Origin of the sequence: Caulobacter sp. S45 (genome assembly GCF_903642205.1) — a bacterium.
Taxonomy (GTDB): domain Bacteria; phylum Pseudomonadota; class Alphaproteobacteria; order Caulobacterales; family Caulobacteraceae; genus CAHJWH01.
Genome location: NZ_CAHJWH010000088.1, coordinates 1 through 13,105 on the forward strand (window position 1 = coordinate 1; position 13,105 = coordinate 13,105).

General features: G+C 69.8%; 15 protein-coding genes. 9 read left to right on the forward strand and 6 right to left on the reverse strand.

What is annotated here, in order from left to right:
* From HUV06_RS09875 to HUV06_RS09885, 3 genes are all read right to left on the reverse strand, one after another.
* Positions 1 to 201, reverse strand: a 201-nt coding sequence (locus HUV06_RS09875) for a type II toxin-antitoxin system PemK/MazF family toxin (RefSeq protein WP_254601030.1), incomplete at its 3' end; no start/stop codon positions are given.
* Positions 189 to 419 (reverse strand): antitoxin MazE-like protein, encoded by a 231-nt coding sequence (locus tag HUV06_RS09880; protein ID WP_174301103.1) that lies wholly within the window; start codon positions 417 to 419, stop codon positions 189 to 191. The genes HUV06_RS09875 and HUV06_RS09880, both read right to left, overlap by 13 nt.
* Positions 420 to 491: 72 nt before the next feature.
* Entirely contained in the window at positions 492 to 1,208 is a 717-nt protein-coding gene (locus HUV06_RS09885) for a dienelactone hydrolase family protein (RefSeq protein ID WP_174301104.1), read from the reverse strand.
* Between the two features lie 105 nt (positions 1,209 to 1,313).
* Here HUV06_RS09885 and HUV06_RS09890 point away from each other — a divergent pair, with 105 nt between their 5' ends.
* On the forward strand, positions 1,314 to 1,496 hold the full coding sequence (locus tag HUV06_RS09890; RefSeq protein ID WP_174301105.1) for an antitoxin: 183 nt from the start codon (positions 1,314 to 1,316) through the stop codon (positions 1,494 to 1,496).
* The gene (locus HUV06_RS09895) at positions 1,493 to 1,756 is read left to right on the forward strand and encodes a type II toxin-antitoxin system RelE/ParE family toxin (protein WP_371811052.1); all 264 of its coding nucleotides are present in this window, start codon (positions 1,493 to 1,495) and stop codon (positions 1,754 to 1,756) included. The genes HUV06_RS09890 and HUV06_RS09895 overlap by 4 nt, the downstream gene beginning before the upstream one ends.
* Before the next feature lie 11 nt (positions 1,757 to 1,767).
* On the opposite strand, the gene HUV06_RS09900 is transcribed toward HUV06_RS09895, so the two are convergent.
* Complete coding sequence (locus HUV06_RS09900; protein WP_174301107.1) at positions 1,768 to 3,342, reverse strand: 2-isopropylmalate synthase; 1,575 nt, start codon at positions 3,340 to 3,342, stop codon at positions 1,768 to 1,770.
* A gap of 625 nt (positions 3,343 to 3,967) precedes the next feature.
* On the opposite strand from HUV06_RS09900, the gene HUV06_RS09905 reads away from it, so the two are divergent.
* The 6 genes from HUV06_RS09905 (at position 3,968) to hisE (ending at position 10,151) form a co-directional block, all read left to right on the forward strand.
* Positions 3,968 to 4,945 carry a branched-chain amino acid transaminase gene (locus HUV06_RS09905; protein WP_217433757.1) on the forward strand — a complete coding sequence of 326 codons (978 nt, stop codon included), beginning with the start codon at positions 3,968 to 3,970 and terminating at the stop codon, positions 4,943 to 4,945.
* 58 nt (positions 4,946 to 5,003) lie between these two features.
* Positions 5,004 to 6,413, forward strand: a complete 1,410-nt coding sequence (gene leuC, locus HUV06_RS09910; RefSeq protein WP_174301109.1) for a 3-isopropylmalate dehydratase large subunit — start codon at positions 5,004 to 5,006, stop codon at positions 6,411 to 6,413.
* A 130-nt stretch (positions 6,414 to 6,543) separates the two neighbouring features.
* Positions 6,544 to 7,119 carry a 3-isopropylmalate dehydratase small subunit gene (leuD, locus tag HUV06_RS09915; RefSeq protein WP_174301110.1) on the forward strand — a complete coding sequence of 192 codons (576 nt, stop codon included), beginning with the start codon at positions 6,544 to 6,546 and terminating at the stop codon, positions 7,117 to 7,119.
* Positions 7,116 to 8,156 carry a 3-isopropylmalate dehydrogenase gene (leuB, locus tag HUV06_RS09920; RefSeq protein ID WP_174301111.1) on the forward strand — a complete coding sequence of 347 codons (1,041 nt, stop codon included), beginning with the start codon at positions 7,116 to 7,118 and terminating at the stop codon, positions 8,154 to 8,156. Before leuD ends, leuB begins: the two co-directional genes overlap by 4 nt.
* Positions 8,157 to 8,336: 180 nt before the next feature.
* Positions 8,337 to 9,554, forward strand: a complete 1,218-nt coding sequence (locus HUV06_RS09925) for an LL-diaminopimelate aminotransferase (RefSeq protein ID WP_174301112.1) — start codon at positions 8,337 to 8,339, stop codon at positions 9,552 to 9,554.
* Between the two features lie 90 nt (positions 9,555 to 9,644).
* A complete protein-coding gene (gene hisE, locus HUV06_RS09930) occupies positions 9,645 to 10,151 on the forward strand; it encodes a phosphoribosyl-ATP diphosphatase (RefSeq protein ID WP_217433758.1) in 507 nt (168 codons plus the stop codon).
* Between the two features lie 58 nt (positions 10,152 to 10,209).
* On the opposite strand, the gene HUV06_RS09935 is transcribed toward hisE, so the two are convergent.
* Together HUV06_RS09935 and HUV06_RS09940 are read right to left on the reverse strand one after the other, a co-directional pair.
* Positions 10,210 to 11,007, reverse strand: a complete 798-nt coding sequence (locus HUV06_RS09935) for an RNA methyltransferase (RefSeq protein ID WP_174301113.1) — start codon at positions 11,005 to 11,007, stop codon at positions 10,210 to 10,212.
* Complete coding sequence (locus HUV06_RS09940; RefSeq protein ID WP_174301114.1) at positions 11,007 to 11,942, reverse strand: class I SAM-dependent methyltransferase; 936 nt, start codon at positions 11,940 to 11,942, stop codon at positions 11,007 to 11,009. The genes HUV06_RS09935 and HUV06_RS09940 overlap by 1 nt, the downstream gene beginning before the upstream one ends.
* Before the next feature lie 83 nt (positions 11,943 to 12,025).
* Here HUV06_RS09940 and HUV06_RS09945 point away from each other — a divergent pair, with 83 nt between their 5' ends.
* Positions 12,026 to 13,021, forward strand: a complete 996-nt coding sequence (locus HUV06_RS09945; RefSeq protein WP_174301115.1) for a threonine/serine dehydratase — start codon at positions 12,026 to 12,028, stop codon at positions 13,019 to 13,021.
* Positions 13,022 to 13,105 lie beyond the last annotated feature (84 nt).

A 13,105-nucleotide genomic window follows, 5' to 3' on the forward strand; every position in this document is an offset into this window, starting at 1 on the left:
CTTGGACAGGCCGGTCCCGGCGGTCGGCTCGATCGCGGGCCTCAGAAGGGGGGCGTCCAGCAGCGTGCTCGTGACCGGCAGGACGGTGACGGCGGGCAGGTCGGCGAAGTGGTCGCTCTGGACGATGAGCGCCGGCCTCGGCTTGCCCTGATCCCCCTGCAGGGCGACGGTCACCAGGTCACCCCGCTTCAAGCCGTCCACCCGCCGGCGTCCGCGACGGCCGCCCAGGCCTCGTCCAGCGCGGCATCCTGACCGGTCTCGCTGGCCCTGATCGTCGCCGCCTGCCGGGCGCATTCCCGGACGACATCCTGGTCGCGCGTGTCGGGCGCCCAAAGCTGGACCGGCCGCAGCCCCTCGGCCCGAAGTTTGTCCCGCCGCCGCCGGACCCGGTGTGCGCTGGATGATGACGGTGTCCCCATGCGCTACATGTAACGCTTGGAGTTGCAGCCGGCAAACGCCTCGTCGTGCGGCGGCTGGGCGCTGGATGACGCCTACCCGAACACCTCCGCCAGCATCTCCGACATCTGCGCCCACGAGCGCCGGTCGGCGTTGGCGTCGTAGCGGGCGAACTCCGGGCGGCCGAGGCGGCCGCAGTCCGGGTCGGTGAAGCTGTGCACCACGCCGCCGTAAACCGTCATAGTGTAGTCCACCTTGGCCTCGCCCAGCATGTGTGCAAAGGCGTCGCGCGCCTCGGCGGGGATGGAGGGGTCGTCGGCGCCCACCATGGTCAGCACCTTGCCCTTGATCGCCGCCGCCGCGCCCGGCGAGGTCACGCTCAGCCCGCTGTGGAAGCCGATCGCGGCGCGCAGCTCTGCGCCCGAAAGCGCGAGCTCGTAGGCCATGGTGCCGCCGAAGCAGAAGCCGATGGCGGCGATCCGTTCGCCGTCGACCTCCGGCCGGGAGGCCAGCACCCGCATCGGCTCGAGCGTGCGGGCGCGCACCTTGTCGGCGCTCTCACGCAGCGGCTTCATCATCTCTTGGAGCCGGCTCATCTCGCCCGGCTGCGCCCCGCCCCAGAGGTCGCACTCCAGCGCCACATAGCCGAGCGCCGCGATGTGCTCCGCCTTGCCGCGCGAGTGGGCGCCGGGGCCGAAGGCGTGGGGGAAGACCAGCACGCCGGGGCGAGGGGTGGAGACGTCGTCGGGCGTGACCAGCGTGCCGACCATGTCGAGCCCGTCGGCCTGGTAGTTCAGCGTTTCGGTCTTCAAGGGCGGGTCTCCAGGTGGCTCGTTGCGCCGGCTTATAGCTCGGCCATAATGGCCCGCCAGCCGTCGGCTCTCCCTGCAGCGTCTCGCTGATGATATAGAGGCGAAATGGCGAACTCCGATCCATCCTTCTTCGACGAGATCGACGAGGCTGCAGAGATGGCCGCGGACGCTGAAGCTCTGGCGGAAATGGCCCTCAAGGGCGGTATTCCCCATGGGAAGGTGCGGGCTTGGCTTGACACCTGGGGCACTCCGGACGAGACGCCTCCACCCGCTGCATGGTTGAAGTGAGCTGGTCGCCTCAGGCGATCCGGGACCTCTTTGGCATACAACGCTACATCGGGCTGAACAGCCCGCTGGCGGCGCAGCGGGTGGCGGTGCGCCTCCAAGCGGCCGGTGACAGCCTGGGCCTGATGCCCGAGCGTGGCCGACCGGCGAGCGGCGGCGCGCGCGAGGTCACCGTCATCTATCCCTACGTGATCCGCTATAGGGCTGAGCCGAAACTCGTGCGCATCCTACGCATAAAGCACGGGGCGCAGCGACCCGGCTGACGCTGGGTCGCCTACGCGCTCAGCGCCTCCGGCTCGCGCCGCTCGCGCTTCACCAGCAGCTTATTCAGCGCGTGGACGTAGGCCAGCGCCGCCGAGACCACCGTGTCCGTATCCGCCCCCTGCCCGTCCACCAGCCGGCCGTTCTCCTGCAGGCGCACGGTGCACCTGGCCTGGGCGTCGGTCTCCGGCGTCACCGCGCCGACGGAGAACAGGGCCAGCGTCGCCTCGTGCGGGAAGAGCTCGCGGATGGCGCGGAAGGCTGCGTCCACCGGGCCGTCGCCTTGCGCCCGGGCGGAGCGGCGCACGCCGTCGATGCTCAGCACCAGGTCCGCCGTCGACGGCCCCTTGGAGCCGGAGCGGACCTCCAGCTCCTCGAAACTCACCCGTTCATGGTCGCGCACCACCGTCTCGTCGATGAGCGCGATGATGTCGTCCTCGAACACGGTCTTCTTGCGGTCGGCCAGGTCCTTGAAGCGGCGGAAGGCCTCGTTCAGCCGGTTGTCGCCGATCTCGCCGTAGCCGAGCTGCACCAGCTTGTCGCGGAAGGCGGCGCGGCCGGAATGCTTGCCCAGCACCAGGTTCGACTTGGTCCAGCCGACGCTGTCCGGCGTCATGATCTCGTAGGTGGCGGCGTTCTTCAGCATCCCGTCCTGGTGGATGCCGCTCTCGTGGGCGAAGGCGTTCCGACCCACGATCGCCTTGTTGGGCTGCACGTCGAAGCCGGTGATGGTGGAGAGCAGGCGCGAGGTCTTCAGGATGTTCGGCGTTTCGATGCCGTTGGAGAAGCCATAGCTGTCGGGGCGGGTGCGCATGGCCATGACCACCTCCTCGATGGAGCAGTTGCCCGCCCGCTCGCCGATACCGTTGATGGCGCCCTCCACCTGGCGCGCGCCGCCATCGAGGGCGGCCAGCGTGTTGGCCACCGCCAGCCCCAGGTCGTTGTGGTTGTGGGCGGAGAAGATCACCGCGTCGGCGCCCGGCACCCGCTCGCGCAAGGTGGAGAAGATGCGGCGCAGGTCCTCCGGGACCGCATAGCCCACGGTGTCGGGCACGTTGATCGTGGTGGCGCCGGCGCGGATGGCGGCCTCCACCGCGCGACACAGAAAGTCGATGTCGGTGCGGGTGCCGTCCTCGGCCGACCACTCCACGTCGTCGGCATGGTTGCGCGCCAGCGTCACCGAGGCGGTGATGGCGTCGAGCACCGCCTCGGGCTCCATGCGCAGCTTGAACTTCATGTGGAGCGGGCTGGTGGAGATGAAGGTGTGGATGCGCCGGCGTTCGGCTGGGCGGAGCGCCTCCGCCGCGCGCACGATGTCGCCGGGCGACGAGCGGGCCAGGCCGCAGATCACCGGCCCGCGAACGGTCTCGGCGATCGTCTTCACCGCGGCGAAGTCGTCGTTGGAGGCGATGGGGAAGCCGGCCTCGATCACGTCCACGCCCAGCTCCGCCAGGGCCTCGGCCATGCGGACCTTCTCGCTGAGCGTCATGGAGAAGCCCGGCGACTGCTCGCCGTCGCGAAGCGTGGTGTCGAAGATGATGACGCGGTCGGGCGCCATGGCGCCGAAATTGGGGTGCTGGATGGTCATGGGGTCGCCTGAGTCGAGGTGGCTTTCGCTTCGTGCCGTGTCCGCTCAGCGAGCGGCCGTCGTCCCCTGAGCGCTCAAACGCCCTGGAGCGTCCGGCGTCCGCTCAGGGGCGGGTAAGTCGAAGGAGACTGAGGGCCGCGCATGCCCGACCGTTACGCGGGAGGCGCAGACAGGTGCTCGCTTCGGAGGCGAAGGCGGTCATGCGGATCGTCTTGCCTGAAATCGACCCGCGGGACAAGGCGCTCTCAGCCCTTGCGGCATGAATCCACCCTACACACCCCACGACGGGCTGCCGATCGGCATGTCTGTTGCCTTGGACGCGTCTCCGCGATTGCATCCTCGCTCGGATCGTGCTTTACGCGGACGGTCGTTTCGGACCTGCCATGACCCTCTTCGCCCGACTTTGCAGCCCCTCCGCCGCCGCCCTCGCCGCGCCGGCCCGAGTAGCCGCGCCTGGAAGCAGGACGTCCGTTACGAGCTGAAGACCCAGGTCAAAGCCTTCGTAGCCCGCCCGCTTCCGGACCCCGGCGGCGGGCTTTTTCTTGACCTGCGCCGTTCCCGGCGGAAAACCCCTTCAGCCGCGGCCCTAGCCGCCCGACCCTCCAGGCGAACCATGAACTCTCCGATGAAATCCCTGGCCGACCACATCTGGATGAACGGCGAGGTCAAGCCCTGGGCGGAGTGCCAGGTGCACGTGCTGAGCCACGCCCTGCACTACGGCACCTCAGTGTTCGAGGGCATCCGGGTCTATGACACGCCCAAAGGGCCGGCGGTGTTCCGCCTCACCGACCACATCCGCCGCTTCTTCGACTCCGCGCGCATCTACGGCTTCCAGCCGCCCTATTCGGAAGCCGAGATCGTCCAGGCCTGCAAGGACATCACCGCCAGGAACGGGCTGAAGAGCGCCTACATCCGTCCCGTGGCGTTCCTGGGCGAATGCGGCATGGGCGTGATCCCCAAGACCCACAACGCCCCGGTGGACACCGCCATCGCCGCCTTTCCCTGGGGCGCCTACCTGGGCGAAGAGGGCCTTGAGAAGGGCGTGGACGTGTGCGTCTCCTCCTGGGCGCGGCTGGCGCCGAACACCATTCCGGCAGCGGCCAAGGCGGGGGGCAACTACCTGTCGAGCTACCTGATCGGCCGCGAGGCGCGCGAGCGCGGCTTCGCGGAGGGCATCGGGCTGGGCGTCGACGGCCGGCTGTCGGAAGGCGCGGGCGAAAACCTGTTCATCATCAAGGACGGCAGGCTGATGACGCCGCCTGCCGCCTCGTCAATCCTGCAGGGCATCACCCGCGACACCATCCTGCGCCTGGCCGAGCAGGAGGGCCTGACCGTGGTCGAGCAGGCCCTGCCGCGCGAGGCGCTGTATCTCGCCGACGAGCTGTTCATGACCGGCACCGCCGCCGAGATCACCCCCATCCGCTCGGTGGACAGGATCGTCGTGCGCTGCGGAGGACGGGGGCCGATCACCCAGCGCATGCAGGAGCTGTTCCATGGCCTGTTCGACGGCCAGACCCACGACGCCTGGGGCTGGCTTGAGTACGTGCGGGCCGAGGGCGGAACGGCGCCCGTGGCGACGAGGGAAACGGTGCTAGCGGACTAACCTCAACCGCCCATCCCGGCGAATGCCGGGATGGGCGGAATTAGAACGGGAACAAGCGATGACCCCCAGGTCCCTGTACGAGAAGGTGTTCGACGCCCACGTGGTCGAGGCGGAGACGCCCGAGCGACCGGCCGTGCTCTACATCGACCTGCACCTCATCCACGAAGTCACCAGCCCCCAGGCCTTCACCGAGCTGGAGGCGCGTGGACTGAAGGTGCGCCGGCCGGATCGCACCGTCGCCACCATGGACCACTCCACCCCCACCCTGCCCCCGGATGCCGAGGGCGTGCGCCCCTATGCCACGATCCAGGCGCGTCGCCAGGTAGACCAGCTGGAGCGCAACTGCTCCGCGCATGGGATCACCCTTCACGACTGGGAGAGCCCGCACCGCGGCGTCGTGCACGTCATCGGGCCGGAGCTGGGCCTGACCCAGCCCGGCATGACTGTGGTCTGCGGGGACAGCCACACCGCCACCCACGGCGCCTTCGGGGCGCTGGCCTTCGGCATCGGCACCAGCGAGGTCGGCCACGTGCTGGCCACCCAGACCCTGCTGCAGCGCCGTGCAAGGCCCATGCGGGTGACGGTCGACGGGCGGCTGTCGCGGGGCGTCTCGGGCAAGGACCTGGCGCTCGCCATCATCGCCGAGCTGGGCTTCGGCGGCGGCACCGGCGGGGTGCTGGAGTATGCCGGCGACGCAGTGCGGGGGCTCGGCATGGAAGGGCGGATGACCGTCTGCAACATGTCCATCGAGGCGGGCGCCCGCGCCGGCCTGATCGCGCCGGACGCCACGACGCTCGCCTGGCTCTACGGCCGCGAGGCGGCGCCTGACGGCGAGGCCTTCGACCGGGCGGCGAAGCGCTGGCTGTCGCTGGCGTCCGACGATGATGCGGTGTTCGACCGCGAGATGCAGCTGAACGCCTTCACCCTCAGGCCCATGGCCACCTGGGGCACCACGCCCGACGCAGCCGTCGCCATCGAGGACGCGGTACCGCAACCGGCGACCACCGCCGCCCGCAAGTCGCTGGACTACATGCGGATCGAGGCCGGCAAGCCGCTGGCGGGCCAGGCGGTGGACGTGGTGTTCGTCGGCTCCTGCACCAATGGCCGCCTGGCGGACCTGCGCGCCGCCGCCGAGGTGCTGCGCGGCCGCCATGTGGCGCAAGGGGTGCGGATGCTGGTCGCCCCAGGCTCGGACGCCGTGCGTCGCGAGGCCGAGGCCGAAGGGCTGGACCGGGTGTTCCTGGCCGCGGGCGCGGAATGGCGGCTGGCGGGCTGCTCCATGTGCATCGCCATGAACGGCGACCAGGTGGCCCCGGGCCAGCTCGCCGTCTCCACCTCCAACCGCAACTTCGAGGGCCGGCAGGGGCCGGGCGCGCGCACCATCCTCGCCAGTCCCGCGAGCGCGGCGGCCTCGGCGGTGGCGGGCTGCGTCGCCGACCCGCGGCCGTACCTGGACAGCGCGGCCTAGACGCAATCACCAACGGTCATCCCGGCCGTCGCGAAGCGAAGAGCTGGAACCCAGGGCGAGCGATGCACGCGCGGCCCTGGGTCCCGGATCGGCTGCGCCGTCCGGGATGACAGGGAAAAAGGATCTGACCATGACCCCCTTCAAGACGCTGACCTCGCGCACCGTGGTGCTGCCGGCGGCCAATATCGACACCGACCAGATCATCCCCGCCCGCTTCCTGACCACCACCACCAAGCAAGGGCTCGGGCGCGAAGCCTTCCACGACTGGCGCTACGACAAGGACGGTGCGGCGAAGCCCGACTGCATCCTGAACCAGATCGACCCGGCCGAGCACCGGGTGCTGGTGGCCGGCCGCAACTTCGGCTGCGGCTCCTCGCGCGAGCATGCGCCCTGGGCGCTGACCGACTACGGCTTCCGCGCGGTGGTCTCCACCGAGATCGCCGACATCTTCACCTCCAACGCCCTGAAGAACGGCCTGCTGCCGGTCGTGGTGGACGAGGAGACCCACGCGCGCCTGGTCGAGCACGCGGGCGAGCCCGTCACCATCGACCTCCAGGCCAGCGAGCTGCGCATGGGCAACCACGTGGTCAGGTTCACCGTCGAGCCGTTCTCGCGCGAGTGCCTGCTCGATGGCGTCGACGCCCTGGGCTGGCTCGCCGGCCGCATCCCCGCCATCGAGGCCTATGAGCGCGAGCACGCCGCGTGAGCCGCCATAGCCTCGTCCTGCTGCCCGGCGACGGTGTCGGCCCTGAGGTCACCCACGCCGCCCGCCTAGTGCTGCAGGCGGTCGCCAGGCGCTTCGGCCATGACCTCGCATTCGCAGAGCACCCGATCGGGGGTGCGGCCATAGACGCGACTGGCGAGCCCCTGCCCGAGGCCACCCTGCAGGCCTGCGTCGCCAGCGATGCCGTGCTCTTGGGCGCGGTCGGCGGCCCGAAGTGGGACGGGGGCGCCAAGCGGCCGGAACAGGGCCTGCTGGCCATCCGCAAGTCCATGGGCCTGTTCGCCAACCTGCGCCCAGCCAAGATCGACGACCCCCTGATCGACCGCTCGCCGCTGAAGGCGGAAGCGGTGCGCGGCGTGGACATCCTGATCGTCCGCGAGCTCACCGGCGGTGTTTATTTCGGCGAGCGCACCCGAACCGCAACGACCGCCAGCGATCTCTGCGCCTATTCGGTGGAGGAGATCGAGCGGGTGGCGCGCATCGCCTTCGACGCGGCCCGTGGCCGGCGTGGCAAGCTCACCTCGGTGGACAAGGCCAACGTGCTGGAGACCAGCCGGCTGTGGCGCGAGACGGTGGTGCGCCTGCACCGCGACTATCCCGACGTGACGCTGGAGCACCAGCTGGTCGACAGCATGGCCATGAAGCTGATCACTTCACCCTCGAGCTTCGACGTGGTGCTGACCGAAAACATGTTCGGCGACATCCTGAGCGACGAGGCCAGCGTGCTGGCGGGCTCCATCGGCCTACTGGGCTCAGCCTCGCTGGGCGCCTCAGGGCCAGGCCTGTTCGAGCCGATCCATGGCAGCGCGCCGGATATCGCGGGCCAGGACAGGGCCAACCCGATCGGCGCCATCCGCTCGGCCGCCATGCTGCTCCGCTACGGGCTGAAGCTCAAGGCGGAGGCGGAGGCGGTCGAGGCGGCGGTGGGCGCGGCGATCGCGGCGGGCGAGCTGACGGGGGACTTGGGTGGCGCCCTCGGTACGCAGGCGATGGCGGAGAGGATCGCCGCGAGGCTGTAGATCGTCCCGCCCTCCCCTTCCGCTCATCCCGGCGAATGCCGGGACCCAGATGCTAGAACTGGCCGTCGACGCCTTAGGGCGCGGCCATCCTTCCAGCGCCGATGCCTTGTGATCTGGGTCCCGGCATTCGCCGGGATGAACGGGAATGTTAAAGCTTAGCCCGCACGCCCGAGTCCCTTCATGCAGCCCGACTTCCACAAGATCCGCCGCCTCCCCCCCTACGTGTTCGAGGAGGTGAACAAGCTGAAGGCGCGGCTGCGCGCCCAGGGCGTGGACATCATCGACTTCGGCATGGGCAACCCGGACATGCCCACGCCCGCCCACATCGTGGAGAAGCTGGTGGAGACCGCCCGCGACCCCAAGAGCGGCCGCTACTCGGCATCGAAGGGCATACCGGGCCTGCGCCGCGCCATGGCCGGCTACTACGCGCGGCGGTTCGGCGTGAGGCTCGACCCCGACACCGAGGTCATCGCCACCATGGGCTCCAAGGAGGGCTTCGCCAACCTGGCCCAGGCCCTGACCGCGCCCGGCGACACGGTGATCTGTCCCAACCCCGCCTACCCCATCCACGCCTACGGCTTCATCATGGCCGGGGGCGTGATCCGCCACGTGCCGGCGCTGTCGCCCGAGCAGTACCTGTCGGGCATCGACCGGGCGGTGAAGCATTCCGCGCCCGCGCCGTCGGTGATGATCGTCTCCTATCCGTCTAATCCCACCGCCCAGTCGGTGGAGCTGGACTTCTACAAGGAGGTGGTGTGGCTGGCAAAGAAGCACGAGCTGCTGGTGCTCTCAGACGTGGCCTATTCGGAGATCTACTTCGAGGATAACCCGCCGCCGTCGATCCTGCAGGTCGACGGTGCGCGGGACCTGGCGGTGGAGATCAACAGCCTGTCCAAGACCTTCGCCATGGCCGGCTGGCGCATGGGCATGGTGGTGGGCAATGCGCGCATGTGCTCGGCGCTGGCGCGGGTGAAGTCTTACCTGGACTACGGCGCCTTCACGCCGATCCAGGTCGCGGCGATCGCCGCGCTGAACGGGCCGCAGGACTGCGTGGCCGACATTCGCGCCATCTACAAGTCGCGCCGCGACTGTCTGATCAAGAGCATGGCCCAGGCCGGCTGGGACATCCCCGCTCCGCCCGCCTCCATGTTCGCCTGGGCGCCCCTGCCGCCCAAGTTCCACAACCTCGGCTCCATGGAGTTCGCCAAGCGGCTGATCGAGGAGGCGGGCGTGGCCGTCGCCCCGGGCCTGGGCTTCGGCGAATACGGCGAGGGCTATGTGCGGATCGGCCTCGTCGAGAACGAACACCGCATCCGCCAGGCGGCGCGGGCGGTGAAGAAGTTCCTGGGCGGCACGGCCGATGCGGCGCGGCAGGAACCAGAGATCGAGGTGTCTTGATCCCAGGACCGACTCTGCACACGTGAGGGAACGACACGGCGTCGCCGCGTAGCCGAAGTCTTCCGGGTACGGAGTAACAGGAGGCGCATCGTGGCCAAACCTAAAGCCAAGTCAACTCCCAAGCGCGCGCCTTCCAAGCCGCGCATCCCCAAGCCGGGAGCGGACAAGATCGGTGCACTGAAGGCGCGTGTCGCCAAAGCGCGGTCCACCGCAGGTGCTGTGAAACCAGCCGCCGTGAAGCGCCCAGCGGTAGCGGCTGAAAGCAGCCCTAGCTCTTCAGAGCGACTGGAGCGTCTGTGGGCGGCGATCCAGCAGGTGCGGGACGGTGGTCGCGACAGCCCCCGCACCGCTCGGCTGCTCGCCGCTGGCCCGCCGAAACTGGCCCAGAAGGTCGTGGAAGAGGCCGCCGAGGTCGCCATCGAGGCGGTTACGGGCAAGCGCGAGGCCCTGATCAATGAAAGCGTGGACCTGATCTACAATCTCGTGGCGCTCTGGAACGGTCTGGGGGTCGAGGTCTCGTCGGTCTGGGCCGAGATGGACCGTCGTGAAGCGGCTCTTGGCATGGCGGAGAAGCTGCCTAAGACGGAGGACCTCTGAGGCGCTCTGGTGTGATCGTCCGGAAGCCGTCATGTCTGGAAGTGCCGATCGACGCTGCTCACCGCGTCGCCGCGTAAATCATGATCCCGGTGGCCACCGAAAGGTTCAGGCTGTCCGCACGCCCACGCATCGGGATCTTCACCGCCACATCGCAGGCGGCCGCGAGTTCGGGCGGCAGACCGGCCTGTTCGTTGCCCATCAGGATCAGGCTCGGCGTCCTGAAGTCGGCGGCGCGGTAATCCACCTGGGCGCTCAGCAGCGTGCCGATGACCGAGCCCGGCCACCGCTCACGCCAGGCGAGGAAGGCGTCAACATCGAGCTTGAAGATCGGGACGGCGAAGATCGACCCCATGGTGGCGCGCACCGCCTCAACCGAGAACGGGTCGCAGCACTCGCCCACCAGGATCACCCCGCCACATCCCGCGGCGTCTGCGGTTCGCACGATCGTGCCCAGGTTGCCCGGATCTCGTATCGCCTGCAGCGCCACCCAGCACGGCGCGCCCAAGGGCTCCAGCGCGGCTAGATCGCCGAAGCGCTGGCGGAAGACGCCGAGCACGGCTTGCGGATTGTCGCGGCGGGCGACCTTCTCCAGCACCTCGCGGGTCACTTCGACGACCTCGCCGCCTGCCTGCAGAGTGGCGCGCACCACCCGCTGCAGCACCGGATGGTCGGCGCCCGGCCCATGCAGGAGGAAGCGGGGAGCCTGGCCGAGATCAACGGCTTCGGTGACGATCTTCAGGCCTTCAGCCAGGAACAGGCCACTCGCCTCACGCGCCTTGCGCAGGTGCAGCCCCCGGGCGAGCTTGACCAGCGGGTTGGCGAGCGAGGTGACCCGGCGGGGATCTGGCGCCGCCATCAGCCCTGCCGCCAGCGAGCGAAGAAGGACAGGCCGATCTCGCGGGCCGGTCGAGCCGCTTCGTCCTCTCGCAAGGCCAGTTCACCCCAGTCCACCACCCCGCCTCGCCCGGCCAGGGCGCCGGAGACCATATGGGCGAGGGACAGGCCGGAAATCCGAGCGGCATAGGCGTTCAGCAGCAGGAAATCGGCGTCACCGGCCAGCGATTCGGCGCAAAGCCGGACAAGCTCCGGCAAATCCTCGAACAGTCGCCAGACCTCGCCTGCAGGCCCGCGGCCGTACTTCGGAGGGTCCAGGATGATCCCCTGGTAGCGCGAGCCGCGCTTGACCTCGCGGGCGAGGTAACGCCGCGCATCCTCGCATATCCAACGTAAGGGGCGGTCCGCCAGGCCTGCGAGGCCGGCGTTCTCCCGCGCCCAGCCGACGGCCTTCTTGGACGCGTCGACGTGGGTCACCTCCGCCCCGGCCGCCGCGCAGACCAGGCTCGCGACACCGGTGTAGCCGAACAGGTTCAGCACCCGCGGCGGCGTCCCATGAGCCCGGACGCGCTGCTCCAGCCACGCCCAGTTCGCCGCCTGCTCGGGAAAGAAGGCGAGGTGGCGGAAGCTGGTCAGGCGCGCCTTGAAGCGGGCCTCGCCCCAGGCCAGCGGCCAGGTGTCTGGAACGGGACCTTTCAGGCGCCAGCGGCCGTCATCCTCCTCGTCGGCGGGATCAAACACCGCATCCGCCGCGTCCCAGGCTTGCGGCGGCAGCCTGGGTCCCCAGCCGCATTGCGGCTCCGGCCGGACGACGGTGAAGGGGCCATAGCGCTCCAACTTGCGCCCTCCCCCGCTGTCGAGCAGGGCGTAGTCGCGCCAAGGCAGGGTGCGCAGGGTCGTCGGCTCAGCCGCGAGCGGCGGTCCTGCGGCAGGTCTGGGGGACGCGTGGTCGGTCACCGCGTCCGCTTAGCGTCCGCGGCGGCCGCCCGTCCAGCCGCGCGCCTCGACTTGCGTCCCGCTGGCTGGCAGATGCGCGCTCCATGACCCCGCGTTTCGAAGACATCCTGGACGCCGCCGGCCGCCTGCAGGGCCATGCGGTGGAAACGCCGCTGCTGCGCTCCGACGCCCTGGACGAGGCCGCCGAGGGCCGTGTCTTCGTCAAGGCCGAAGCGCTGCAGCGCACCGGGTCGTTCAAGTTCCGCGGCGCCTACAACCGGCTGTCGCGGCTCAGCGCCTGGGAGCGGCGCCGCGGGGTGGTGGCCTACTCTTCCGGCAACCACGCCCAGGGGGTGGCGGCGGCGGCGAGGCTGGTGGGCTGCCCTGCGCTGATCGTCATGCCGGCCGACGCGCCGCGCATCAAGGTGGAGGCGACGCTGGGTCATGGCGCGGAGGTCGTCACCTATGACCGCTACACGGAGAGCCGGGAAACCATCGCCGAGAGCATCGCGAAGGAGCGGGGCGCGGTGCTGGTCCCCGCCTTCGACGATTCCTTCATCATCGCCGGCCAGGGCACGGTGGGGCTGGAGGCGGCGCAGCAGCTGCAGGCGCTGGGCGTCCAGGCCGACAGGCTGCTGTGCCCGGGCTCCGGCGGCGGCCTCATGGCCGGCGTCGCGCTGAGCTTCGAGCGCCTGTCGCCGGCCACCAGGCTCTATGTCGTCGAACCGCAAGGCTACGAGGACCACGCCACCAGTCTGGCGGCCGGGCGCCCGGTCCGGGTCGCAGCCGTGGCCCCCAGCCTCTGCGACGCCCTGATGGCGCCAGAACCTGGCGCGATCACCTTCGCGATCAATGGACCGCGGCTGGCCGGCGCGTTGGCGGCGACCGATGAGGAGGCGCTCGCCGCCATGGCTTTCGCATTCCGCCACCTTAAGCTGGTGCTGGAGCCCGGTGGTGCGATCGCCCTGGCTGCGCTCCTGAACCGGCGCCTGGCGCGGGACAAGGGCGTGACGCTCGTGATCGCGTCCGGGGCCAACGTCGATCCGGCCATCTACTGCAGGGCCTTGGAGCTTAATGCGCTCGCCCAGGTCAGCGGCTGACTGTCGCGTTTCGAGGACAGGCTCACTGGAAAGGTTGGGAGCGCCTTGTCCCAGGGCTCTCTAGGCGAGGACGTGTCGCCCGGC